Source organism: Pontibacter aydingkolensis (assembly GCF_019443125.1).
In the GTDB taxonomy this organism is placed as follows: domain Bacteria; phylum Bacteroidota; class Bacteroidia; order Cytophagales; family Hymenobacteraceae; genus Pontibacter; species Pontibacter aydingkolensis.
Window position 1 is genome coordinate 1 of the sequence record NZ_JAHYXK010000004.1, and the last position, 26,110, is coordinate 26,110.

Below are 26,110 nucleotides of genomic sequence, written 5' to 3' on the forward strand. Positions count from 1 at the left end.
TACTCGCAGTCCTTACTTGGAAAAAGGGAGAACAACCTCGACCAACAATGTCTAGATGCCATTGGAGGTACACGCAGAGCACAGCGACCCTCCAACGAAACACCATCTAGACCAAACGTTGTGTCAAATAAAAAGCATGAAAACACTCTTTGCCATACTTAGTTTAACCGCTCTATTTTCTTGTAGCTCCGTTTCAGAAAAGGAACCAGAAAGGACACCTGACTACCAAACTTCAGGAACACCTTTGCCAGTTACAGCAGAAGAAGATACACTAAGGTTACCATATCATCAGTATTATCTTGCAGACCTAAGTCAACAGGAAATAGTAAGGCTAATTTTAGAAGGCAGCCTTCAGCCAGCGGATAATCACGTGACATTTGCCCTAATGGATTCATTAAGTTCTCCCAATAAAGCAACTAGAGATTTTATTTTTCCTGCCTTTAAGGAAGTTGTGGAAAAGTCAGATGGTGCATTATCTGAAGTTGTAGGACTTTACGCTATTAAATATGTGGAAGGCTACCCGAAAGAGTTTGCTGAAAGATACTCTTGCTGCCTTGCAGAGCTATCGCAACTGACCAACTATATTGGGTACGAAATTATGATGTCACAAGAACCAACATCTGAATATAAGCAGCTTTTTGAGACAATAAATCAGAAGTACCCGAAGTACGAGCAAGACAAAAGTATGCGAGCCTTCAAAGAGAAGCTTGAAACATACATGCAGTCCTTACTTGGAAAAAGGGAGAACAACCTCGACCAACAATGTCTAGATGCCATTGGAGGTACACGCAGAGCACAGCGACCCTCCAACGAAACACCATCTAGACCAAACGTTGGCGTCAATAGATAATTATGAACAAGTCCTTACATGTAGTTTTACTGTTTTTTCTGTTTTCCTGTAATGGAACAGAAGAAAGAGCACATGTAAAGGAAAAAGAGCATCAAATAAAGCATTTTGAAGAATTTGTCTTTTCGATAGAGCCGGGCTGGAGCACAGATGACAGCAAGGATGTGGAAATACATAAAGACGGCACTACTTATCTTCGCTTGAGAGACAATAGAGAAATCAAAGAGAACTATAAAGCGAAACTTGACTCTCAGAGCCTAAGGCAGATTTTTCTACTTGTTGACTCTATGAACGTTGAAGCGTTAGATACTTTTTACCAAGAGTATGAAGATGGAGCCTATTACTCAATGCGTTTGAAAAATAATGGCAAAGAAGTAAGAACTAAAGGTATGGACTTTCCGATTGAAGTACAGAAAATGCTCATGGAGTTGGTTGAAATTGTGGAAGGGCAGCAATTAGTCAAAACTTTTAACAGACGCTTTGCAACAACCAAAGATGTCTTGTGGCCACTCCCTCCAGGTTATGTGGAATCACAGGCTGTTTTAGATAGCTTGTAGTAAAGAAGGGGTAAAACTAATAACGCCAACAAGGTTCATAGTTCAGGCTGCGGCTATGCCTTGTCCATACTATGCACGAAACGTTGAGCGGCTAATAAATCAAATACAAACTGAAGAGTGAAAAGGCTTTACATATTTTTCGTCTTACTTAGTTGCTTTGTCATTCAGGCAGTAGCACAATCTGGAAAGCCAGAAGACTTTGGCTACCGTCACCTGCAAATGCGCTACCAGAATGATCCTGTAGACATACTGGTGCTGTCAAAGAAAGGTGAAGAGCAAAAAGCAAAGCCAATTATTCTTTTCGACCAAGGCTCTCAGGCACGCCCTCTTATTTTACTTGACAATGAAGGGAAGCCTTATAGGGTATTTCCATATCAGACCGATAGCCTATTGGTCAATTTCCACTTGGTTGTAGTTGGGAAGCCATACGTGCCGCTTATTGCTAAACACAGCGACTTAAAGAACGGTGCTTATGCTGACCCAAAACAGGTATTCCTCCTGCCCAATTATATTCCCGGGATAACGTAGACTACTACGTCAGCCGAGCTCAAGAAGTAATAAAGCATCTCAAGAAAAAGCAATGGGTGAAAAAGGACAAGCTGATAGTGGCAGGTCACTCAGCAGGCTCAACCGTGGCGGCGAAGCTTGCCTTTGAGAGCAAAGACGTGACGCATCTGATCTACTCAGGCGGCAATCCTTTTGGTCGAATGGCCTCGATTGTCTCTCAAGCCAGAGCTTATGATGACTCCACAGGCACAAGGGCTGAGAGAAGCTTCAAATACTGGGAAGAAGTAGTGAAAGACCCCGCCGATGTTGCATCTCAGGGCGGTGACTCAAACAAAACTACCTATGACTTCTCCTTGCCTCCAATTGATTACCTGTTGAAGCTACAGATACCTGTGCTTGTCACTTATGGCACAAAGGATCATGGCGTTGCTTTCAACGACTACCTGCGGCTGGAGACTATTAGAAAAGGAAAGAGCAACTTTACCTTTAAGCCATACATTGGAGTTGAACATAACTACTTCGGCTTTGACAAAGCAGGTAAAATCGACTATGACAAGTTCGGCTGGGATCAGGTGGCACTGGATTGGCAGGCTTGGCTTAAAAAGAAAGAAATTCATCGTTCAACCAAACCTATAGTGCATTAAAACACACCATAGCAAAACCGTTTTGCTTCAAGCAGTATATGGATTGAACCTACAGGAGTAATTTTTACATCTAAATAAACAACAAGTGTAATAAATTGCTATTTTTACCCTTGTTTATAAAACAAGGGTAAATGTTACCTCCGTTATCTATGGCTCCATTTCACAGAGAAAAACCTTATAATGATTTACCCCTGCTTCCTCCGGAGATAGATCTGGAAACAAGGGACGTCATGCGTAAGACCGTAAAAGCGAGCAGGGCCTTGGCGCAGCTGAATGGAGCCATAATCAACCTGCCCAACCCAAGCCTCTTCTTGGACACAATTCATCTGCAGGAAGCCAAGGCAAGTTCTGAGATAGAAAACATTATCACCACGAATGATGATCTCTACAAATCAGTTGTGGCTGAAAAAAGGTATGAATCCACGGCAGCAAAAGAGGTTATAAGCTACAAAGAGGCGCTATGGTACGGCTTGGAAAAACTAAAAGAGCGGCCATTCATCACAACGAACCTTTGTGTGGAGATCATGCAATGCATCAAGCAGAACACATCAAGTATCAGGGCCACTCCGGGCACGACCTTATCCAACACGCAGGGTGAAATAATTTACACACCACCGGCAGGAGAAGCAGTGATACGTGAGAAACTGGCCAACCTGGAGCACTTCATTAACGAGGAGAGCACGCTAGACCCGCTCATCAAAATGGCCATCATGCACTATCAGTTCGAGGCTATACATCCGTTCATAGATGGCAACGGACGAACAGGAAGAATACTGCTCCTGCTCTACTTAAAAATGGAGAAATTGCTAGATGTGCCTGCTCTATACCTGAGTGAGTATATAATCCACAACAAGTCGGCTTATTATCAGAAGCTAAGGGACGTCACAGAAACTAGAGATTGGGAAGGCTGGGTGCTATACATGCTTGACATGATAGAAAAAACAGCCATTAGCGGACTAATAAAGTTGGAAGAGATCATGGCTGTCATGGAAGCCACTTCAGAAGAGATAAGAGAGAAACTCCCCAAAGTATACTCGAAAGAGTTACTAGAGATACTTTTCAGGCTGCCCTATACAAAGCGCCAGTTTCTGATTGACGCAAATATGGGAACACCAAAGACAGTAGGCAATTACCTGATAGCGCTTGAGCAGGAAGGCTTCTTAAAGGCAACCAAGGTAGGGAAAGAAAAACTTTACCTAAACCATCGATTAATGGAAGTTCTGGAGAATAAAAGAAAAGCACAACCCTAGCTATGGTGCATAAATGCACCCCAGCCCATCCGTTGGCAATAATGGTATTTACTTTATTAAAACAGAAACAGATCCAACAGGAGGATCCACTTACACTAATTCTGGAACTAGCTAATTATTAAGTGTACCTTACGCATTACATGCTAAAACTACTGATAGAGTAATAGGCGGAGTGAGTCTTTCTGCAGGTTCTTCGCCTGGCAACACGCTATATTGGGATGGGAATAAATGGGTTTCTAATAGCAGCAATATTTTTAACAATGGTGGAAAAGTAGGGATTAAGACTGCAACGCCTAGTGAAAACTTAGTAGTTTCTGAAATAGCCGGTGCTACAGCAAGTACTAGAAACTTCTTTTTAGTTGAAACATTAGTTAATCCGTTTGTATCATCTACCCAAGGTATTATCATCCAAAAAGATGATGGCCAAAAACGTGGTTTCAAGATGTCTCAGGATGGATGTGACGATTCAAACACTCTTTTCAAAATAGCTTCTTTTAGTGCAAGTGCTGATATTGATCGTTTGGTAATTAAAAGAGGTAATGTAGGTATTGGAACGAGTAACCCAACAAGTAAATTACAAGTTGTCGGCCTTCCGGTCTTCGCAGCCAATACGGCAGCGAAGACCGGAAGGCCTCTCTGTAGGTGCTTTTATATTAATTTGTAGGGCGAACAATATACAGGACTTACATCTAAAATAACAATATTAATGATTTTCATACTGCAGAAACTTTAGGTAAAACTTTTGGGACTTTGCCTACACTTTTTTCCTGATTGCACCTTTATCTAATGACACAACAAAAGGCTACACTGCACGAACTGCCATGCCTTACTACCAGTAGTTTGCCATCTGTAAGTGTATGTCAGCGGCCATTAACAGTATAACGCTCCCTTCCCGATAAACATACTTCAGCGCATAGCTATGCTGACTTATAGTTTCTCCAAAATACTCTTTAAAAAAGGAATGGTAGAAATGGGAAATGTCCGGCGGAACAGATACGGCAGCCTGGCCTGCTACCAGCCTGGAGAAACTGGGTACAATGGTTTCTGAGTAGGTAATTTTCATAGTCAGGTAAAGGGTAGCAGCATTAAACTGGTTTTCAAGTATATAAATTTATCTCTTTTCAGGCATTAAAGAAATAATCTGAAAATAATTTAAAAAATATGTAACTTAAAGGAGCAAAAAGGCCTGCCTTTTGCGTTACAAAATAACAGAGCGTAAGTGCCGGGCATCTCATAACTGCCTGCATTTGATTACCAGCGCCAGGACCCTCAAATCTGAGATCATATGACGCAATTTTTCCGACCTGCCGAACTCCTGAACTTTGCTATACGGTTCATACAGATCATTATTGTATTTCCGATGGCTGTGCTGTTCAGCTTTTACATACCACCCTACAGCTCCATGGACTATGAGCTGCACTTTTTACTGTGCCTTATGTTCGCGGCTGCCATTTCCGTAATCGTTACTAAGATCAGCCGTAAGCTGATCGTGCTTATGTTTATTGGCATACTAAGTATACTTGCTTTTAACAGTACTTTTAAGGACCAGACGCTGGACGGCATTTACGCCGATTACAACGCCATGCTGGTAAACATGACCAGCAACCCGCACAAGGTCTCTTACTTTAAGCCAGTGCGCGGCACTTACTTCCAGGACCAGCGTGTGAAAAGCGCCATGCAGCCTACGCACCCCAAAGTACGGGCATTTGCCGTAGAGAATTCTACCCGTTATTTCCACGACGAGTACTACCGTAAGTTTGGTAAGGCCACGCGTTATTTCTCGCTCTTCAAGCACATCCGCATGAACTGGAAGTACGTGAACGACCCGCTGGGTATGGACTATTACTCCCCGCCAACAGAGAGTATGGGTTTACTCGCCGGCGACTGTGATGACTATGCGATCCTGATGGCTTCGTCGGTGATGGCAATTGGAGGCGAGGCGCGCATCGTTATCTCTCCGAGCCACATGTATACAGAGGTTAAAGTAGGCACTATTGAGGATATCGATAAAGTGAGCTTTGCTATCAGAACACTGTTCCCGGATGAGGTGAACGGTGGTAAGATACATTTCCACGAAACCGGCGGCGAGCTTTGGGTTAACTTCGATTATACGGGCAGTTACCCTGGCGGCCCTTTCCTGGAGCCAGAGCTTTACAGCGTGATCACATTTAAAAAGTAAAACAAAGTACATTTGCTTAAGCCCTTCTGCTTTGGTAGAGGGGCTTTTGTTTTGTGCCTTTTGTGTACTTAATCCACCTTGTAAAACAAATACTCCCTATTCCTTTCTGCTTTAGATTTCGTAATCTTGCGCCGGCTTGCACAAAAGGTGTTTATTTTTGTTATGGGTGCTGGTGCCTGAATTTATACTGGAGATGAGAGATTGGATTATACGCTATACGTTCTTTTTTATGGGTCTGCTTTTGTTTGGCCTGGGCAATGCGCTTGCTTTTAAGGTTAAGTACCTGGGCCTGCACCCCTGGGAAGTGCTGAACGTGGCTTTCTGGCAAAAATTCGGTTTTACGGTAGGTACCTGGAGCGTTATTACAGGTTTGTTCCTGGTAGGAGTGTCGTGGTTCATGCACCGCAAGTACATCAGCATCGGCACTTTCCTGAATGCTTTGCTTATCGGTCCGTTCATGGATTTTTTCCTTTGGCTGGACATCCTGCCTGATAAAACCGGAACCTGGGTAGATTATACTTTTCTGCTCACGGCCATTGTGATCGGAGGTATAGCAGGCGGCATGTATGTGGCTGGTGGAATAGGTGCCGGCCCGCGCGATGGCTTTATGCTTTCTATTTCCGACAGAACAAAGCTATCTATCAGCAAGGCGCGTATTTTAGTGGAGTCGGTGGTGCTGGTGATCGGTTGGCTGATGGGCGGGCCAGTGTTCGTTGTCACGTTTTTTTATACCTTGCTGTTCAGCCCTATCTTCCAGTTTACCTTAAAATTCTTCGTGAACCTGCGTGAAAAGCTAAGTCCTACTCCAGCCAAACAGGAAGCCAACGTATAATCCTTGGCCTGCAGATGCCGCATAATCCTGCTAAACTTACTATCTTTAGCAACTATAAAACACAGTAGCAGCAAGTATAAAGCTGCAGCATAAACCTCTTAACTATGAGCACAGAAGTGAGAAACCTGGAGCCCAAAGCGCTCTGGAATAATTTTGCAGACCTAAACCAAGTACCCCGACCTTCTAAAAAGGAAGAACGCGTTATCAAATTCATAAAGGAGTTTGGAGAAGGCCTTGGCCTGGAAACCTATGTAGATGAGGTAGGCAACGTAATAGTTAAAAAGCCCGCTACCAAAGGCATGGAAAACCGCCAGACAGTTGCCATACAGAGCCACCTGGACATGGTGCACCAGAAAAACGCTGACACAGATTTCAACTTCGACACACAAGGTATAGACATGTACGTAGACGGTGACTGGGTAAGAGCCAAAGGCACCACGCTAGGCGCAGACAATGGTATGGGTGTTGCTTCTATCATGACATTACTTGCCTCTACCGATATTCCGCACCCCGCTATTGAGGCAATGTTTACCATTGACGAAGAAACCGGCATGACCGGCGCCATGGGTCTGAAAGGCGGCTTGCTGGATGCCAGCATCATGCTTAACCTGGACACCGAAGACGACCGTGAATTAACCATTGGCTGTGCTGGCGGTATAGACATAACGGCAACCGGAAAGTATGAACAGGAACAAACTCCGGTTGGTGCTAAAGGCTACAAGCTGACCTTAAAAGGTTTAACCGGTGGCCACTCCGGTATGGATATACACCGCGGCCGCGGCAATGCAAACAAACTCATGAACCGTATGTTGTCGCAGGCAGCAGAGCAATTTGGACTGCGCGTGGCCACTATAGACGGAGGCAGCTTGCGTAATGCCATTCCGCGTGAGAGCTTTGCTGAAGTTGCTGTGCCAGGCGATAAGGAAGTAGCGTTTAAGGCATTTGCAGAAGAGCAAACAGCTATACTTAAAAAAGAGCACAGCACTACCGACCCTAACCTGCAGGTTATACTTGAAAGTATAGACACGCCTGCAAAAGTTGCTGCAACCGAGTTTACAGGCAAATTATTACGTGGATTATACGCTTGCCCGAACGGCATTTACCGCATGAGCCCCGACATCGAGCACTTGGTACAGACATCTAACAACGTAGCACGTGTGCTGGTGAAAGACGGCGAATATACTATACTTTGCCTTACCCGCAGCTCTGTAGATACGGAGAAGATGGACCTGGCTCGTGCTATAAAGTCTGCTTTGGAATTGGCTGGAGCCAATGTAAAACTCAGCGGCTCTTACCCAGGCTGGATGCCAAAACCAGATGCTGCCATCGTGAAACTGATGAGTGACTTATACCGCTCTAAGTTTAAGGATGAACCACACGTAAATGCCTGCCACGCTGGCTTAGAGTGCGGTATTCTTGGAGCCAATTACCCTGATATGGAGATGATCTCTTTTGGCCCGAACATTACCGGTGCCCACTCCCCCGACGAGAAGGTGCAGATCAGTTCTGTACAGAAGTTCTGGGACTTTCTGCTGGATACACTGGCTAAGACACCGGAGAAAGTATAAAGTATAATTTTGGTAACAGAAGAGCCGCTAAAGTTTATACTTTGAGCGGCTCTTCTGTTTTATCACAATGATTAATTCTTGATATACATTCGTCCTCGCTCATCTCTCGCGAGTGTGAGTTATTTTGCGGCCTCTGGCCGCTTTGGTATTTACTAGTAGCATAAAGTGGCGGGACACCACAGGATACCTCACACTCGCCAGAGACCAGCGAGGGCAATTTCCTTTAGCTCACTAATAATTGTACATCTTCTCATAATACTCATGCGCCATCCTGTCTGCATCAAAAGCAGGTATAACATCGCGCATACTTTGCTTTGTAATTTCCAGCCATTGGTCTGGGTTGTTATAGTATGTCGGGATAATCTCTTTTTCTAAAATACGCATCATGTTATCGTAATCAATATCATCCTGTACATGATCGGGCAAAGTAGTATCTACAATTGGCAGTATAAAGCTGTTTTTGCCATGCTGTGAAAACTCTGGTATCCAGCCGTCCTGCACCGAAAAATTAACCGAACCGTTCATGGCTGCCGTCATGCCGCTGGTGCCAGATGCCTCGCGTGGTCGCCGTGGTGTGTTAAGCCACACATCGGAGCCCTGCTTTAATTGCCGCGACAAAGCCAGTTCATACCCCGTGAGCACCGTTACGTTATCGCGCTTATAGGCCATTTTCACCAGTTTGTTAAAGGTTTGCACCGCACCGTGGTCGAATGGATATGGCTTACCGGCCCATATTACCTGCACCGGGTAATCGGGGTTGCTGATTAGCCTGAAAAAACGCTCTGCATCCCGAAGCAGCAGGTCGGCACGCTTGTAGGCGGCAAAGCGACGGGCCCATACAATAGTAAGCACATCCGGCTTAAACAGCTTACCTGACTGGTTGGCCACGACTTCAAACAACTGCTTCTTCATTTCGGTTTTACGCCTTTTCAGCGCTGCATCATCTCCCTGCTCCAAAGCATCCTGCATGGTTTTATCCATCCAGTAGGGTACGTTTTGGGCATTGGTTATGGCTTTAATCTCGCATACGCCCTCATTATCATACCACATAGTGCGAGCTACCTCGCCATGTAATTGCGACACCCCATTAGATACCTTAGACAAGCGCAACGCCGCCAGTGTGTGGTTAAACATAAGCGCGTGCATGCCTGTTATCCGGCGGGCTTCTTCTAAGGGGATACCATTAAAAAAGCCCATTTGGTCGAGCAGGTGAATGTCGTGCTCCTCGTTACCTGCCTTTTCAGGTGTGTGAGTGGTAAACACCATTCGCTTGCGCACCTCCCCTACATCGCGGTACTGTTTATACAGGTGAAATGCCAGCGGCAGTGCGTGGCCTTCATTCATATGGTAAATCTCGGCGCCACCCAGGGCCTCCACAACTTTTGCACCGCCAATACCCAGCACTATACTTTGGGCAATGCGTGCCATCGGTTCAGGGTCGTAAAGGCGTTGGGTTATGGTTTGTGCCAGGTGATCATTCTCAGATATTTCGGTAGTCAGGAAGTACATGGGCACAGTACCGAAAATCTCGGGCTTCAGCACCATCGCTTTAACCAAGACGGGATGCTCGTTTATCTCCACTTCTACAGTAATGCCGCTATCTTCCAGGTAATTGTAATACTTTTTTTGAAACAGAACACGCATGGTCTGATCCTCGCTGCGCTCCTGGTCGTAGTAGCCATACTTCCAAAGCATGCCCACCCCGATCATATCCTGACGCAGGTCAAAAGCGCTGCGCATGTGCGATCCGGCCAAAAAGCCTAATCCGCCTGAGTAAGTCTTTAAGGCCTGGTGTATGGCAAACTCCATACTAAAGTAAGCTACCCTTTTTGTGTATCGTGGATCTATGTCGTGTGGGTGCGACCAACGGTTGTATTGCGTCATGATTAGTTTTACATTAAAAATTGCGCTGTATACTTCAGCATTAGTAAACAGCATCCATATACTAAACTCCTAATAGTTAAAGTGAAGTATAAAACAGGCTATACATGCTAACCTGTGAATTGGTGCATACTACAAGGCTACGCCAATTATACTTAAACTGATACACTTTTATAGTATTAATGAGTAAAGCTGTGGCACCAGCAGAAATGGTTAATATACAATACATGCTTTTGCAGCAGGGCTATGGCATACACTTAAGCAAGATACAGCAGAAAATAGTGCAAAAAAAAGCCGCTCCATCTTTTGCGGGATAATGGAGCGGTTAATCAGTTAAAAGAAGCAGTAGCAGCCTACTTGAGTTCCTCATATAGTTTCTTTGTTTTTACACTTAGCGAAAACCAGTCGTAATTATTACGTAACTGCTGAAAATTGATCCCTTCCACAATTCCGTTAGTGCCTTTTTCGCTCAGAGCCTGGGCTAACACATTATCTTTAATTGTAAAAGAATCAACAACAAGACCTTCTTTCACAAAAGAGCATGTAAGGCCTCTATCCTCGTTTTTGTAGAGCAAAACGTGGCTTTCCACAAGCCCTTCTTTCAGTCTATCTAATTCTTTCATATGTGCTAAAATATACCCTTTACACGTTCAAAAAAGCAGGATAGTTCAAATTAAACCAGAAAAATTTATTATAATTAAACTTTTTGGGTGAAGGGATGTTTTTTTTGGGTTAATACAAGCTATAGCAGCTTCAAATAGCATTAAGGTATATGTACAGCTATACTTCCGGATACGAATTTCAATTTACTCATAAGGTACTGTCCTTAGTTAACAAGTCTGTTACAAGTGATTTTAAGAGTTGACTAAAGTATAGAGTGGCCTGGTGCAATTCAAAAAGCTCCTTTAAAACAGTGCAATTTATTTTTAAACCTTAAGGGTACCTTTTCGTAAAAGCCTATCAGTAATTATTGCATTGCTGTTAAGTATTCAACTTTTGGCCCAAACTTCTTACATATCAATGCTCCGATATACTTACAAATGCGCCGCAATGCGCATTTCCAGGAATAAGTGTATGGTTGCAAAGCATTTCTGTTAAGCCCGAAGCTGAATCACTTATAAAAATGATTAAGTAAAACTCAAAACTTCACCCGTTTTGTATCAGGCAGACATTTACCAGACGACTACCTTTCTGAAGGACTTAGTAAGCAGCGTTACCTCTCCGCAAGGAATGGACTGGCTTGCCCAAAAAGTGGAATTTCTTTCTGCTGATACTTCACAACCAAAAGACCTCTACATAGCCTTTAGCGCCGCTCCGCGCTTTATAGGTAAAGAAAAACTGCAGGTATCCGAGCAGGTTATCCAAACTGCAGCCAATATCAGAGCCGGATTTAACCCTGCTAACTGGTCTACTGCACAAGCTGCACGCACCATACTTATACTTTCTATACCACACCAAAACGCTGAAGTATACCTGGCAACCATAGAAAAGCTGTTTAACACAGCCGATATGGGCGAACTGGTGGCTCTGTACGCAGCACTTCCTTTATTGCCGCATCCGGAAAGCTTTAAGAAAAGAGCCTCTGAAGGCGTGCGCACTAATATGGGAGATGTTTTTGAGGCAATCGCGCTAAACAACCCCTACCCTGCCGACTACATGGAAGAGGATGCCTGGAACCAACTGGTGCTGAAGACCCTATTTGTTGGAAAACCCATTTACCGCATTTATGGCATCGAAAAACGCGTGAACCCAAAGCTGGCACGCATGCTGAGTGACTACGCCCACGAACGCTGGGCTGCTGGCCGTACTGTATCCCCAGAACTATGGCGCTCAGTTGGCCCTTGCCTGGATGATACCTTGCTAAACGACATAAAAAAGCTTTTCGCACAGCCAAACGAACTTGAAAGAGAAGCGGCAGCGCTTGCCTGTACCCAAAGCACCTTTGCCCCTGCTCATGATCTGCTGAACGAGCACACTACATTAAAAGAGCGTGTAAACCGTGGCGAAATTACCTGGGACCTCATCGGCAACAGGCTTTTAGAAATGAACTAACCAATCAAATTATACTTCCTGATTAACCATTACACTTACAACTTTTAGCCTTATGAACACACACAACCTCATGCTGATCGATCCGCATATTCACATGACCTCCCGTACCACTGACGATTATCAGCGTATGCGCGAGGCAGGCATCGTGGCCATTATTGAACCGGCCTTCTGGCTGGGGCAGCCCCGCACCGAAGTCGGATCTTTTAAAGATTACTTTAGCAGCCTGGTAGGTTGGGAGCGTTTCAGGGCCAGCCAGTTTGGTATAAAGCACTACTGCACCATCGGCTTAAATTCAAAAGAGGCGAATAACGAGGCACTGGCCGAGCAGGTAATGGAGCTGCTTCCGTTGTTTGTGTGCAAAGAAGGCGTGGTAGGTATCGGAGAGATAGGCTACGACGACCAGACCCCTGCCGAAGACAGGTTCTTCAGAGCGCAGCTAGACCTGGCAAAAGAGGTTGGATTGCCAGTACAGGTACACACGCCACACCGCGATAAGAAAGCAGGCACCATTACAAGTATGGAAGTATGCCTGGAGCATGGCATCGCCCCTGACATGGTAGTAATTGACCATAACAACGAAGAAACTGTGCGCGATGTGCTGGACCGTGGTTTCTGGGCTGCCTTTACCATTTACCCGAACTCTAAAATGGGCAACGAACGCATGGTAGAGATCGTGAAACAATATGGATCTGAACGCATTATCGTAAACAGCTCTGCCGACTGGGGTGTATCTGACCCATTGTCTGTGCCTAAAACAGCCTCGCTTATGCTGGAGAAAGGCATAAGTATAGAGGATGTCCGCAAAGTATGTTACCAGAATGCCTTGGATTCTTTTGGCAAAAGCGGCCAGATGCATGAATCTGATTGGCTGACAACCACTAACGTAGACCAGCGCGAAAAATTCTCTGACAACTCGGTACTTCGTGGCGGACAGACTCCGGTTATAGGTGAAATCAAAGCCGACACTGCACTGGAATCTAACATCGTACGATAAGCAAATGACAACATTCGGAGCATACCTGAGGCTGATGCGCCCTGCCAACATTATAACGGCGATTGCTGATATTATGATGGGCTTTGCGGCATCGGGTGCCTTATATTCGCTTACCTTATGGGATAACGGATTTATGCCGGAATACCTGCAGCCGCTGGGCTGGTTGGTGCTGGCAACCATTGGCCTGTATGGTGGCGGTGTGGTTTTTAACGATGTTTTTGATGCCGACCTGGATATGGTGGAGCGTCCGGAAAGACCTATACCAAGTGGTAAGGCAAGTATAACGGGAGCATCAATACTTGGTGCCATACTTTTGGCAGGTGGTATACTGGTTGCCTGGCAGGTATCGGTGGTAAGTGCCTCTATAGCCGTAACCATTGCCCTGCTAGCCCTGCTCTACGACTGGAAAGGAAAGCACCATACTTTGCTGGGCCCTGTAAACATGGGTGCCTGCCGCGGCGGTAATCTGCTTTTAGGTGTTAGTGCCATACCTGCCATGGTGGAAAGCCTATGGTTTATCGCCCTGATTCCGATTGTATACATAGCGGCCATTACCATGGTAAGCCGTGGCGAGGTGCACGGCGGTAACACAGCTGCCTTAAAAGGTGCAATGCTGATGTATGTGCTGGTGTTTGCCGGTATCTTCAGCCTTAGTCTGCTGCCGCAGTTTAACTTGATTTATAGTATTCCGTTTCTGCTACTATTTGCATACTTAATATTTCCTCCGTTGGTGCGCGCTATGCCTGCCAAAGAGCCCAAACTGATCTTTAAAGCCGTTAAGGCCGGTATACTTGCCCTCATTGTAATGAATGCAAGTATAGCGGCTGGTTTTGCCGGCTGGCAGTATGGTTTGCTCGTGCTCTTACTTTTACCAGTATCCATTTACATTGCCCGTAATTTTAGCGTAACATAAAATGAAATACCTTTTTAAAGCGTCTTGCATCATTTTCCGCAAGATCAATTCTTACTTACAACTATAGTTCATACTTCCGCTTACATTAAATACCACCCCTTATGCATACCACAATAGAACAGGAGTTTACAGTAAAATTTAAGTATGGGGTATACTTTACACAAAGCCTTTTTGCAGGAGATAACTCTCTGCTGACAGATATTCTTACGCAAAGCCATACTTCAGGAGCAGCGGCCAAAGTGCTGTTTGTAATTGATAGCGGCGTAGCCAACACTAATCCAGATTTACTGCAGCAGATAAAGGCTTACGCCCAGAACAACTCCGAAAGTATAAACCTGGTGGCAGAACCTATGCTTATACCTGGTGGCGAAGAATCCAAAAATAACCCGATTTACCTGCAGCAAATATTGCAGGCGGTAAACGAATTCGGGGTTTGCAGGCACTCTTACTTAATAGCTATTGGCGGCGGCGCAGTGCTTGACCTGGCTGGTTTTGCTGCTACCATTGCACACCGTGGCATACGGCATGTACGCATACCCACTACAGTATTATCACAGAATGACTCCGGTGTAGGTGTAAAGAATAGCATCAATGCCTTTGGTAAGAAGAATTTTATCGGCACGTTTGCTCCACCTGTAGCTGTTATCAACGACAGCGATTTTCTGCTCACACTCGATGACCGCGACTGGCGCGCAGGGATTTCGGAAGCAGTAAAAGTGGCGCTTATCAAAGATGTGGCCTTCTACCAAAGTATAAAACAGGATGCCGAAAAGCTGGCTAATCGCAACATGGAGGCCATGCAACGATTAATACACCGCTGCGCCGAACTACACGTACAACACATAGGTGGAGCCGATCCTTTTGAGACCGGCTCATCGCGTCCGCTGGACTTTGGCCATTGGGCAGCACACAAACTGGAACAACTAAGCAACTATAACCTGCGCCACGGCGAAGCAGTAGCCATTGGCATTGCCCTGGATGTGACGTATGCTTGTTTAAATGGGATGATAACACAAGCAGAATGCGATGATGTACTAAACCTGCTGCAGACCTTGGGCTTTGAACTGTTCACACCTGAATTATTAGACCAGCATGACCCTTTCAGCCAGCTATCTATTATAAAGGGTTTGCAGGAGTTTCAGGAGCACCTGGGAGGACAACTGACTATTATGCTGCTGAACAAGATAGGCCAGGGCCAGGAAGTACACCATATGAACGATCTGCTTATACTTAAAGCGATACAGCAATTACACGTTAATTATCAGCCGCAGGCATTGGCACAGGCTTGATAATTAAAAAAGTACAGTTTGACAAAAGACGATTTGACAAAGGAGTTATTCTTTATGGATGACGCTTCTAAATAGTAGTGCTACACGATACTTCCTTTGTATTTTGTAAAGTAGCCATCATCAAAAATTAAAATCTTACCTAAAATAAACATGGAGTTAGCAAAAGGATACCACCTCACATATTGCACCAACATCCATCCCGGTGAAACTTGGGAAGAGGTATTCATTTCGCTGAAGGAGTATCTTCCGTCGCTCAAAAAAAAGCTTTCTTCTGATCAGCCCTTTGGCATTGGCCTTAGACTGTCTAACCAGGCAAGCGAAGATATCCTGAAAAAAGACCAACTACAAGAGTTTAAAGTATGGCTGCAGCAAGAAGGCTTGTACGTATTCACGATAAACGGCTTTCCGTACGGCGGTTTCCATCATCAGGAGGTAAAAGACAATGTACATAAACCCGACTGGACAACTGACCTGAGAGTAGCCTATACTTGCAGGCTGGCAACCATTCTGGCTGAATTACTACCCGAAGGCATGGAAGGAGGCATTTCTACTTCGCCGCTCTCCTATAAACCCTGGTTTTTTGATGCGGATGACTTCAAAGTGACGTCGGTTTATACTTCATGCACAAATAACCTGCTGCAGGTAGTCGAATACTTATTGGAGCTTAAAGACAAAACAGGGAAAACTATACACATTGATATTGAGCCGGAACCGGATGGGTTTCTGGAGAACTCTAAAGAAGTAATAGCACTGTATACAGACAGACTTCTGCCCAAAGGAATTAAACGCCTGCAACAAAACAGAGGCTTACTGGAAGCTGAAGCAAGAGAAGCCATACTTGAACACGTGCAGCTATGCTACGATGTATGCCACTTTGCCCTGGCCTACGAAAAGCCATCCGAGGTATTTGCCAAGCTACAAGAAGCAGGTATTAAAACAGGTAAGATTCAACTGAGTGCCGCACTAAAAACCAGCTTACCCGAAGATGCTGAAACGCGTGGCGACATAGCCAGTGCATTAACAGCCCTGGCCGAATCTACTTACCTGCACCAGGTGGTAGAGCGCAGTTCCGATGGTGAACTGACAAGCTATCCAGACCTGACCTTTGCCCTGCAGCACATCCGGAAACCAAATGCCGTAGAGTGGCGCACTCATTTCCATGTGCCTCTTTTTACCCGGGCCTACAATGGTTTGCAGTCTACACAGGATGATGTGCGCGAAGTATTAAAGCTTTTGCAGCAACAGCCCTTAACACAGCACCTGGAGGTAGAAACATATACCTGGGAGGTTCTCCCGGAGGAGATAAAAAAAGATTTACCCGAATCCATCAAACGTGAACTCGAATGGGTTCTGAAAAGTATAAAACCCGCACATAATGCAGAAGACAGTAGTTCTGAACGTAGTAGGGCTCACAAAGTCGCTAATCGGTAAACACACCCCCTTTCTTGCAAAATGGTCTGAGCAGGCTAAGCAGGCAAATATAAAACCTGCCATTCCGGCTGTTACCTGTACTGTCCAGTCAACGTATTTAACCGGCAAATGGCCCCAAGAACACGGTATTGTTGCCAATGGCTGGTACTTCAGGGATGAGGACGAGGTAAAGCTTTGGCGGCAGTCGAACAAGCTGGTGCAGGCCCCCAAAGTATGGGATGTGGCTAGAGCAGCCAACCCGAACTTTACAGTGGCAAACATGGGCTGGTGGTATAACATGAACACCACTGCCGATTATACGCTAACGCCGCGTCCGCAATACCTGGCTGATGGCCGCAAACTACCCGACTGCTATACCCAACCAGCTGATTTGCGCGACACACTACAGGCAAAACTGGGTACCTTTCCGCTGTTCAACTACTGGGGGCCAAAAACAAGTATAAAATCAAGCAAGTGGATTGCAGACGCCTCTAAGATTACGGATGATCTGTATAACCCAACGCTTACACTTATCTACCTGCCTCACCTAGATTACAACCTGCAACGCCTTGGCCCATCGGACCCACGCATTGCCAAAGACTTGCAGGAAGTAGATGCCGTGGTAGGCGATTTGATTACATTTTATGAGGCGAAAGGTGCGCAGGTGATGGTGCTGTCGGAGTACGGCATAACAGACGTAAACCAGCCGGTGCACCTGAACCGTGTGCTGCGGGAGCATGGCTACATAGAAGTGCGCGAAGAACGTGGCACCGAGTTGCTGGATACTGCCATGAGCACAGCTTTTGCACTGGCTGATCATCAGGTGGCGCATGTGTACATCCACGAAAAATCGAAAATAGCTGAAGTAAAAGCGCTGCTACAACAGCAGGATGGCGTTGCCCAAGTACTGGCCGGCGAAGAACGCAACAAGTATAACCTGGCGCATGAGCGTTGCGGCGAACTGGTAGTTATTGCTAAAGCTAATGCCTGGTTTACCTACTACTTCTGGCTGGATGATAAAAAAGCCCCGGACTATGCCCGCATGGTTGACATCCACAAAAAGCCTGGCTACGACCCGGTTGAGATGTTCATAGACCCAAAGATCAAATTCCCTGTTCCGCTGGTGGTGGGCAAACTACTAAAGAAAAAGCTAGGCTTTAGAACCCTGATGAATATCATTCCGCTGGATGCTACACTTATAAAAGGTTCTCACGGCGCATTACCAGAAGATAAAAACGAATGGCCGGTGCTGCTTACAAAGTACCAACAGGAGTTGCCTTCAGAGATACAGGCTGTGGATGTGTTTGATCTTATACTTTCTCATCTGCAGTTATCGCAGCAAAAGCAGCGTGATTTGGCAGAAGTATAAACTCAAGCTGTCATTTCGAATAACGTGAGAAATCTAAAATATTACGGGACTATAAAATGCTCCAGATTTCTCACGTTGTTCGAAATGACGTTGTGATACCTCCTATCCTTTCACCTTTCTCACACCAAAATGAATAATATTGTAAAAGTTTTTGTTAATTGTGTAAGTATACTTGTTTATCACGTTATACCTTTGCAGCAAGTATAGACTAAAACATGAAGCTTTACCGCCAGATCATATTGCTAACCCTTACATTGCTAGTGCTCGTTTCCTCAACGGGTATGGCTGTGAGTATGCATATTTGTGGCGGCGAACTGCGCGATGTTACTTTCTTCGGAGCCGAGGCTGATTGCCCGATGGAGAAGGAAGAGGAAGTTGTTCCTCCCTGCCACGCTCCTAAACAAACTGCTGACGAGGAAGCCTGCTGCGAAGACCACCAGGTAATCGTGGAGCGGCTGGATGTAGCTGCCAAACACAAAGACTTATCACTGACCAGTCTGCAGGACATCCAATTGATGGCTGTAGTAAAGGCAGTTATACTTCAGTTTTATACTTCTGATACAGATCTAAAGCCTGCTTACGCGCTTTACGAGTCTCCCCCGCTGGCCCGCGACATACCGGTGCTGGTGCAATCTTTCCTACTATAAATTCTGCTCTTTTCGATGTATACCCGCCACTGCGGCTGGTATAAGGTGCTGCTGTGTTTTCAGTAGCCATACTTCTTTGTATTCAATCGAATAAAGCATGTTAAACAGCATTATAAAGTTTTTCCTGGAGCAGAAACTCGTAACGGTTTTGCTACTGCTACTTATAGTTAGCTGGGGTATTGTAGTGGCTCCTTTTAATTGGAACGTTAATTTTCTACCCCGCGATCCGGTACCCGTAGACGCCATTCCGGATATAGGTGAGAACCAGCAAATCATTTTTACCGAGTGGATGGGCCGTTCTCCGCAGGACGTGGAAGACCAGATCACCTATCCGCTTACTACTTCTCTCCTGGGTATGCCGGGTGTAAAAACCATCCGCTCTACCTCTATGTTCGGGTTTTCCAGCATTTACGTCATCTTCGACGAGGATACGGAATACTATTGGAGCCGTTCCCGCATTCTGGAGAAGTTAAACTCTCTGCCAGCCGACTTACTACCCGATGAAGTCACCCCGAAGCTTGGTCCGGATGCCACGGCACTGGGGCAGGTGTACTGGTATACTTTGGAAGGCCGGGATGAGAACGGTAAACCTGCCGGTGGCTGGGACCTGCACGAACTGCGCACCATCCAGGACTTTTATGTGCGCTATGCCTTGTCGGGTGCCGAAGGTGTAGCTGAAGTTGCCTCTGTGGGCGGTTATATAAAAGAGTACCAGGTTGATCTGGATCCGGTGGCCATGAAAGCCAACAACATTTCAATGATGGAGGTAATGAATGCCCTGCAAAACAGCAACCAGGATGTAGGCGCCAATACCGTAGAGATAAACCAGGTAGAGTACCTGGTGCGTGGCCTTGGCTATGTACAGAACCTTGAAGATATTGAAGATGCTGTAGTAAAAGTAGCATCCAACGTGCCCATCCGCATCCGCGACATTGCCAGGGTTAACATTGGCCCCGCCGACAGATCGATGCTCGGAGTGCTGGACAAAGGAGGCGCAGAGGCTGTGGGCGGTGTGGTAATTGCCCGCTACGGTGACAATCCGTTGGCTGTGATCGGCAACGTAAAAGAAAAGCTGGATGAGATTGCTGCCGGTTTACCAAGCAAGAAACTGGCTGACGGACGCACCTCCAAAGTAACCGTAGTGCCTTTCTACGATCGTACCCAACTGATCAACGAAACACTGGGAACGCTTAACTCCGCTATCATACTTCAGATTCTCATTACCATCATTGTGATCATCGTGATGGTGTACAACCTGCGTGCCTCCCTCCTGATATCTGCTCTTCTGCCGCTGGCGGTGCTGATGACGTTTATCATGATGAAGTACTTTAACGTGGACGCGAACATCGTTGCCTTGTCGGGCATCGCCATTGCCATTGGTACGATGGTGGACCTAGGCATTATCCTGAACGAGAACATACTCCGTCACATGGACGAAGCGCCTCCTGGGCAGTCGCTGCTGAAAACAGTATATGATGCCACCACAGAGGTTGCTACAGCCATACTTACAGCAGTTTCCACGACCATCGTCAGCTTTTTGCCGGTGTTTACTTTAGAGGCTGCGGAGGGTAAGCTGTTTGGCCCATTGGCGTTTACCAAAACCTTTGCGCTGGTAGCTTCGCTTATCTTCACCATACTCATTATGCCTGCCTTTGCGCATTCTATATTTGGGCTAAGATCAAAAAGTATAACCTGGACGAAGGTACTGAACATCCTGCTGCTGGTGCTTGGTTTGGTGGCTTTGTTTATACTTCCGCTGGCTGGCATCACGCTTATTTTGGTTGGCATCAACAACCTGCTTAATTATTACAGGCCAGTGCGTTATGGCAGGTACCACACACCTGTCATGATAGGCATTGCGGTTGTAGCTGTGTCGTGGTTGCTGGCTTCGGAGTGGGTGCCACTGGGTGTATCGGTTAGCCTGATCATAAACTTCCTGTTCATCCTGCTCATTATAGGGCTTGTGCTGGGCACTTTCACGTTATTTATCAGGGCTTACCCGCGCATACTTATGTGGTGCCTGGCCAATAAGGGTAAATTCTTAACGATACCGGTTTTTATCATGCTGCTTGGTTTGCTCAGTTGGTTAGGCTTTAACAGTTTGTTTGGTTGGGTGGCAAATGGCATCGACAAAACCGGTTACAACATCAGAACCTCCTCTGCCTGGAGCGGACTGGTGCATACTTTCCCGGGTATGGGCGAGGAATTTATGCCCTCCCTCGACGAAGGTGCTTTCCTGCTAATGCCTACCTCTATGCCGCACTCCGGTGTAGAAGCCAACAAACGTTACCTGCAGCAGCTGGACCTGATGATTACAGCCATTCCTGAAGTAGAAATGGTAGTAGGCAAAGCCGGACGCGCCGAAACAGCCCTGGACCCGGCTCCTATGTCTATGTACGAAAATATCATCCAGTACAAATCAGAGTATAAAACTGATGCCAACGGCCAGAAGATACGCTTTAAAGTTGACGATGAAGGTGAGTTTGTTCGGGATGCACAAGGTGAGCTGGTAGAGAATAAACGAGGGGAATACTATCGCCAGTGGCGCGATCATATAAAGAGTCCTGATGATATCTGGGACGAGATCGTGACTGCCGCCAACATACCCGGCGTTACGTCTGCCCCAAAGCTACAGCCAATAGAAACGCGCCTGGTAATGCTCCAGACAGGTATGCGTGCGCCAATGGGTGTGAAAGTATATGGCCCTAACCTGAAAACAATAGAGGACTTCAGTTTGCAGATGGAGCGTTTCCTGAAAGAGGTGCCCTCTGTTAAACCGGAAGCTGTGTATGCCGACAGATCGCTTGGCAAGCCTTACATGGAAATAGAGTTGAACCGCCAGGCGATGGCCCGTTATGGGTTAAATGTAACCGATGTGCAGGAATATATCGAGGTGGCGATGGGCGGCATGGCCCTCACCACAACGGTAGAGGGCAGAGAACGCTACTCTATCCGTGCGCGCTACGCCCGCGAGCACAGAAGCGATCCGGAATCGGTAAACCGCATCATGATCACAACGGCAAGTGGTGCACAGGTGCCTTTAGGAGAGGTTGCCGAAGTAGTGTACCGCCCTGGCCCGATGATGATACGCGGGGAAAACTCCTTTTTAACGGGTTATGTACTGCTGGATAAACGCGACGGCTTTGCAGAGGTATCGGTAGTGGAAGATGCCCAGCGCTACTTAGATATGAAAATAAGAGAAGGTGAGTTAGTAGTGCCTGCCGGTGTAAGCTATAAATTCTCTGGCAACTACGAGAACCAGGTGCGGGCAGAGCAGCGGTTGGCAGTTATTATTCCGCTTAGTTTGCTCATCATCTTCCTGATCTTATACTTTCAGTTCCGGTCAGTTCTTACCACATTGTTCATCTTCTCGTCTATAGCTATGGCATTTGCAGGTGGCTTTATGATGCTGTGGCTGTACGGGCAGGATTGGTTCTTTAACTTCTCGTTTAGTGACACCAACATGCGGGAGCTCTTCCAGATGCGTGATTTTAACCTGAGCGTAGCGGTGTGGGTTGGCTTTATAGCCCTGTTCGGTATTGCCACAGACGATGGTGTAGTTATCGGTACATATTTAAAGCAAAGCTTTGCGAACCTAACACCCGAAACAAAGCAGGAAGTACGCCATGCAGTGCTGGAAGCAGGCAAGCGCAGAGTGCGCCCTTGTTTAATGACAACCGCCACTACCCTGCTGGCCCTGCTGCCTGTGCTCACCTCGTCAGGCCGCGGCTCCGATATTATGATCCCGATGGCTGTTCCGACTTTCGGCGGAATGGTAGTAGCATTAATAACACTCTTTATTGTTCCTGTACTCTACAGCTGGCGGGAAGAACTAAAGATTAAAAAATCAACAGTATGAAAAGAGTATTTATTTTAAGTATACTTCTGCTGGCATTTTCACTTAATCTGAAAGCACAAACCCTGGACGATTACCTGATAACTGCCGGAGAAAACAACCCGCTGCTAAAGGCCCGCTATGCGGAGTACGAAGCAGCATTGCAACGCGTGCCACAGGTAGGTGCACTACCAGACCCACAGGCCAATTTCAATTTCTTCCTGCAGCCTATGGAGCGCTTTATGGGCAACCAGGTGGGCGAAGCATCAGTTATGCAGATGTTCCCGTGGGTTGGCTCGCTGGGTGCTGCCAAAGATGAGGCAAGGTACATGGCCCGGATGAGACTGGCAGCCTTTAACGAGGCCAAGATAAACCTACACCACGATGTGTTTACTTCCTGGGTTAACTTATACCGCATAGACAAAGAGGCTGAACTGCTGGAAAAAGAACTGGAATTGCTGAAAGCCCTGGAGCGTATTGCGCTTGCAAAGTATAAATCTGCGCCTGTAAGCAGTCCCACCGGTGCCTCCAGGCAAGGTACAATGCCAGCATCTGGTACAAGTATGAGCAGCGCCACGCAATCAGGCAGCAATTCATCTGGTATGGCTGGTATGGGCGGTACTGCTACAGGTAGTGCTCCTGCCAACAGGCAAAACAACAGCATGAGTGGCGGAAACAACATGTCTTCTGGCATGGCAACCTCTGGTACTTCTATGGTAGACGTTATCCTGATCAGGGTACAGGTAAAGGACCTGGAAAACAGGCTTCAACTGCTACGCGACTCCAGAAAGCCGCAGGAGGTAGCATTTAACAATCTGCTTAACAGGCAACCAGATGCAGCTATTCAGGTTGCAGATACACTTTTACCCGCTGAACTTCCTGCCTCGCTCTCGCTTATCCAGGACTCTATCCGGCAAAACCACCCCATGCTGAAGATGTATGAGTGGGATGAGAAAGCAAGAGAAGCACAGTACCGCATGGCCCGGCTAATGGGCAGGCCCATGATCGGTTTAGGTGTCAATTATATGGTTTTTAAACCGCGCACCGACGAGGCAACCCAGATGACGATGGGCGGAGAAAACATGGTAATGCCCATGGTATCGGTTACGCTGCCTATTTACCGGGGAAAGTATAACGCAGCCAAACGCGAAGCACAGTTTGCCCAAAAAGCGGCAGTCTATCAAAAAGAGGCAGCTGAGCGGCAACTGTTCACCGAACTGGAGAACCTGCTGTATACGTACCAGCGCACTACCACCACGTTAGCATTACTGGAAGACCAGATAAAGCTGAATGAACAGGCCATACGCCTGCTTACCACGAACTACTCTGTTGCAGGAGGAGGCATCGAAGACATACTAAGGCAACGCCAAAGTATACTTACCTACAGGCAACAGCAACTGCAGGCCATCACCGATCAGCAGACTGCTGTGCATGATATCAGCCGCTTAATGAATACCCAAATTTATACCGTATCGCATGACACCTCGAAATAAAAGAACCCTAACGTATATAGCAGTAGCCCTGGGCGGTTTGCTGCTGGGCTGGATACTTTTCGGAGGAAGAACCTCTGAGGATGTACACGACCATACCGAAACGGCTGCCGGTGTAACAGAATACACCTGCTCCATGCACCCACAGATACGCCAGAACGAGCCGGGCAAATGCCCGCTTTGCGGCATGGACCTGATTCCGGTTACAACTGCAAGCAGCTCTGCAGTTGCCAGTCCTTATGTGCTGGAGATGACACCGGAGGCCATTGCGCTTGCCAACATCCAGACTTCACCGGTTAAAAGCGCCAATGCTGAAAACGAGCTGAGCATTTCTGGTACGGTGCAGCTAAACGAGCAAAAGGTATCTTCTATCACAGCCAAGTTTCCGGGCCGTATCGAAAAGCTGTATGTAAACTTTACGGGCCAGGAAGTGCGCAAAGGTGAAAGGCTGGCATCGGTATACTCTCCTGACCTTATCTCCGCGCAGCGCGAGTTGCAGGAAGCAGCCAGGTCGAAAGACATTATGCCGGAACTCTATGAGGCTGCTAAAACTAAATTACGCTTATGGAACCTGTCTAAAAGCCAGATTCAGCGTATCGAAAGCGCCAATCAACTCATTACCAACTTTGATATTTATTCCGACGCAACAGGTGTGGTAACGCAACGTGGGGTTTCCGTAGGCGATTATGTAAGCACTGGTACCGTTATGTTCGAGGTAGCAAACCTTTCTTCTGTTTGGGTGGTGCTGGATGCCTACGAAAGCGACCTTGCCTGGGTAAAAGAGGGCTCTAACGTTAACTTTACTGTACCAGGCATACCGGGCAAAGAGTTTACCGCGAAGGTTGCCTTTGTAACGCCTGTGCTTGATGCCAGTACACGTGCCGTGCAAGTACGTGCCGAAGTAGCCAATCCCGGCAACCAGTTAAAACCGGGTATGTTCGCCAATGCCACCATTAAAACATCGGCCCAGGCCAAAACCAACGGAGATGCCCTGGCTGTGCCCCGCACCGCTGTGCTCTGGACCGGCAAACGCTCTGTGGTATATGTAAAACTCGACAGAGAAACCCCGGCTTTTGAGATGCGGGAAGTAACCTTAGGCCCCCGCCTGGGCGATACTTACCTGGTTGAGGCGGGATTAAGCGAAGGCGAGCAGGTAGTAACTAACGGTGTGTTCGCTGTGGATGGTGCAGCCCAGCTAAGCGGCAACTATAGTATGATGTCGGCACCGGCAACCAAAACCATGGAAGTGCCCGAGGCGTTTAAGGAGCAGCTAACCGCAGCTGTAGAGCGTTATTATACTTTGAAAGATGCGCTGGTAGCCTCTGATGCGGCAGCCAGTAGCAACGCAGCAGTTGGTTTTACTGCCGCCTTAAACCAGGTGGATATGAGCCAGCTGGATGGCAGTACACATGCTAAATGGATGCAATTATTGCCGGCACTAAAGTCTAACGCAGCCACTATACAAAAGAGCACATCCGTAGAAAAGCAAAGGGAGGCTTTTAATGTGCTTTCAAATCACGTAATAGATGCAGTAGAAAGTTTTGGTGTAAACAAGGATGTTGTATACAAGCAATGGTGCCCGATGGCCAACAACGATCAAGGGGCTTTCTGGCTTAGCGATGAGAAAGCGGTACGCAACCCATACTTTGGTGATGCCATGCTAACTTGCGGAGAGGTGAAACAAACTTACCGCAAAGGCCAGCGTGTAGCCGCAGATAAAGAACCAGTACAAGCCAGGGAGCATGTGCATTAATAATGAAAATCATGGCGTGAGCCGAAGAGAGTGCTCCAAATGACAAAGAAACATTCCTGCGCCACTTTAAATGTAAGTATAAACAACCATGAA

22 protein-coding genes are annotated in these 26,110 nt (G+C 46.6%); 19 read left to right on the forward strand and 3 right to left on the reverse strand.

All coding sequences use genetic code 11. From position 1 onward, the window contains the following. Positions 1-136 precede the first annotated feature (136 nt). From K0O23_RS06210 to K0O23_RS06235, 6 genes are all read left to right on the forward strand, one after another. Entirely contained in the window at positions 137-850 is a 714-nt protein-coding gene (locus K0O23_RS06210; protein ID WP_219876543.1) for a hypothetical protein, read from the forward strand. Positions 851-852: 2 nt separating this feature from the next. Next, positions 853-1,404, forward strand: coding sequence for a hypothetical protein (locus tag K0O23_RS06215; RefSeq protein WP_219876544.1), 552 nt, complete (start codon positions 853-855; stop codon positions 1,402-1,404). Positions 1,405-1,521: 117 nt separating this feature from the next. Continuing rightward, the gene (locus K0O23_RS06220) at positions 1,522-1,932 is read left to right on the forward strand and encodes a hypothetical protein (protein WP_219876545.1); all 411 of its coding nucleotides are present in this window, start codon (positions 1,522-1,524) and stop codon (positions 1,930-1,932) included. Positions 1,933-1,988: 56 nt separating this feature from the next. Then, positions 1,989-2,555 carry an alpha/beta hydrolase family protein gene (locus tag K0O23_RS06225; RefSeq protein WP_219876546.1) on the forward strand — a complete coding sequence of 189 codons (567 nt, stop codon included), beginning with the start codon at positions 1,989-1,991 and terminating at the stop codon, positions 2,553-2,555. A 149-nt stretch (positions 2,556-2,704) separates the two neighbouring features. Next, entirely contained in the window at positions 2,705-3,805 is a 1,101-nt protein-coding gene (locus tag K0O23_RS06230; protein ID WP_246596960.1) for a Fic family protein, read from the forward strand. Between the two features lie 172 nt (positions 3,806-3,977). Further along, positions 3,978-4,469 (forward strand): hypothetical protein, encoded by a 492-nt coding sequence (locus K0O23_RS06235; protein ID WP_219876548.1) that lies wholly within the window; start codon positions 3,978-3,980, stop codon positions 4,467-4,469. Between the two features lie 165 nt (positions 4,470-4,634). Here K0O23_RS06235 and K0O23_RS06240 read toward each other — a convergent pair whose 3' ends face one another. Further along, positions 4,635-4,868 carry a hypothetical protein gene (locus K0O23_RS06240; protein ID WP_219876549.1) on the reverse strand — a complete coding sequence of 78 codons (234 nt, stop codon included), beginning with the start codon at positions 4,866-4,868 and terminating at the stop codon, positions 4,635-4,637. Positions 4,869-5,090: 222 nt separating this feature from the next. Here K0O23_RS06240 and K0O23_RS06245 point away from each other — a divergent pair, with 222 nt between their 5' ends. The 3 genes from K0O23_RS06245 to K0O23_RS06255 all read left to right on the forward strand — a co-directional run bounded on the left by K0O23_RS06245 (position 5,091) and on the right by K0O23_RS06255 (position 8,384). Beyond that, on the forward strand, positions 5,091-5,984 hold the full coding sequence (locus K0O23_RS06245) for a transglutaminase (RefSeq protein ID WP_219876550.1): 894 nt from the start codon (positions 5,091-5,093) through the stop codon (positions 5,982-5,984). 193 nt (positions 5,985-6,177) lie between these two features. Further along, positions 6,178-6,816: a YczE/YyaS/YitT family protein gene (locus K0O23_RS06250; RefSeq protein WP_219876551.1), complete on the forward strand. Its 639-nt coding sequence runs from the start codon at positions 6,178-6,180 to the stop codon at positions 6,814-6,816. A gap of 104 nt (positions 6,817-6,920) precedes the next feature. Then, complete coding sequence (locus K0O23_RS06255) at positions 6,921-8,384, forward strand: aminoacyl-histidine dipeptidase (protein WP_219876552.1); 1,464 nt, start codon at positions 6,921-6,923, stop codon at positions 8,382-8,384. Between the two features lie 231 nt (positions 8,385-8,615). On the opposite strand, the gene glgP is transcribed toward K0O23_RS06255, so the two are convergent. Both glgP and K0O23_RS06265 read right to left on the reverse strand, forming a co-directional pair. Beyond that, positions 8,616-10,268, reverse strand: a complete 1,653-nt coding sequence (gene glgP, locus K0O23_RS06260; RefSeq protein WP_219876553.1) for an alpha-glucan family phosphorylase — start codon at positions 10,266-10,268, stop codon at positions 8,616-8,618. A gap of 350 nt (positions 10,269-10,618) precedes the next feature. Continuing rightward, positions 10,619-10,888 (reverse strand): hypothetical protein, encoded by a 270-nt coding sequence (locus tag K0O23_RS06265; RefSeq protein ID WP_219876554.1) that lies wholly within the window; start codon positions 10,886-10,888, stop codon positions 10,619-10,621. Positions 10,889-11,420: 532 nt separating this feature from the next. Between K0O23_RS06265 and K0O23_RS06270 the strand changes: the two genes are divergently transcribed. The 10 genes from K0O23_RS06270 to K0O23_RS06315 all read left to right on the forward strand — a co-directional run bounded on the left by K0O23_RS06270 (position 11,421) and on the right by K0O23_RS06315 (position 26,017). Then, complete coding sequence (locus K0O23_RS06270; RefSeq protein WP_219876555.1) at positions 11,421-12,317, forward strand: EboA domain-containing protein; 897 nt, start codon at positions 11,421-11,423, stop codon at positions 12,315-12,317. 52 nt (positions 12,318-12,369) lie between these two features. Continuing rightward, positions 12,370-13,311, forward strand: coding sequence for a TatD family hydrolase (locus tag K0O23_RS06275; RefSeq protein WP_219876556.1), 942 nt, complete (start codon positions 12,370-12,372; stop codon positions 13,309-13,311). Between the two features lie 4 nt (positions 13,312-13,315). Next, positions 13,316-14,224, forward strand: a complete 909-nt coding sequence (gene eboC, locus K0O23_RS06280; RefSeq protein WP_219876557.1) for a UbiA-like protein EboC — start codon at positions 13,316-13,318, stop codon at positions 14,222-14,224. Between the two features lie 101 nt (positions 14,225-14,325). Next, positions 14,326-15,513 carry a 3-dehydroquinate synthase gene (locus tag K0O23_RS06285; protein ID WP_219876558.1) on the forward strand — a complete coding sequence of 396 codons (1,188 nt, stop codon included), beginning with the start codon at positions 14,326-14,328 and terminating at the stop codon, positions 15,511-15,513. A gap of 150 nt (positions 15,514-15,663) precedes the next feature. Next, on the forward strand, positions 15,664-16,944 hold the full coding sequence (gene eboE / locus K0O23_RS06290; RefSeq protein ID WP_219876559.1) for a metabolite traffic protein EboE: 1,281 nt from the start codon (positions 15,664-15,666) through the stop codon (positions 16,942-16,944). Beyond that, positions 16,889-18,292 (forward strand): alkaline phosphatase family protein, encoded by a 1,404-nt coding sequence (locus K0O23_RS06295; RefSeq protein ID WP_219876560.1) that lies wholly within the window; start codon positions 16,889-16,891, stop codon positions 18,290-18,292. Before eboE ends, K0O23_RS06295 begins: the two co-directional genes overlap by 56 nt. 215 nt (positions 18,293-18,507) lie before the next feature. Next, positions 18,508-18,939: an HYC_CC_PP family protein gene (locus K0O23_RS06300; RefSeq protein WP_219876561.1), complete on the forward strand. Its 432-nt coding sequence runs from the start codon at positions 18,508-18,510 to the stop codon at positions 18,937-18,939. Positions 18,940-19,036: 97 nt separating this feature from the next. Continuing rightward, positions 19,037-22,798, forward strand: coding sequence for an efflux RND transporter permease subunit (locus K0O23_RS06305; RefSeq protein ID WP_219876562.1), 3,762 nt, complete (start codon positions 19,037-19,039; stop codon positions 22,796-22,798). After that, on the forward strand, positions 22,795-24,267 hold the full coding sequence (locus tag K0O23_RS06310; RefSeq protein ID WP_219876563.1) for a TolC family protein: 1,473 nt from the start codon (positions 22,795-22,797) through the stop codon (positions 24,265-24,267). Before K0O23_RS06305 ends, K0O23_RS06310 begins: the two co-directional genes overlap by 4 nt. Continuing rightward, positions 24,251-26,017, forward strand: coding sequence for an efflux RND transporter periplasmic adaptor subunit (locus K0O23_RS06315; protein ID WP_219876564.1), 1,767 nt, complete (start codon positions 24,251-24,253; stop codon positions 26,015-26,017). The genes K0O23_RS06310 and K0O23_RS06315 overlap by 17 nt, the downstream gene beginning before the upstream one ends. Positions 26,018-26,110: the final 93 nt, after the last annotated feature.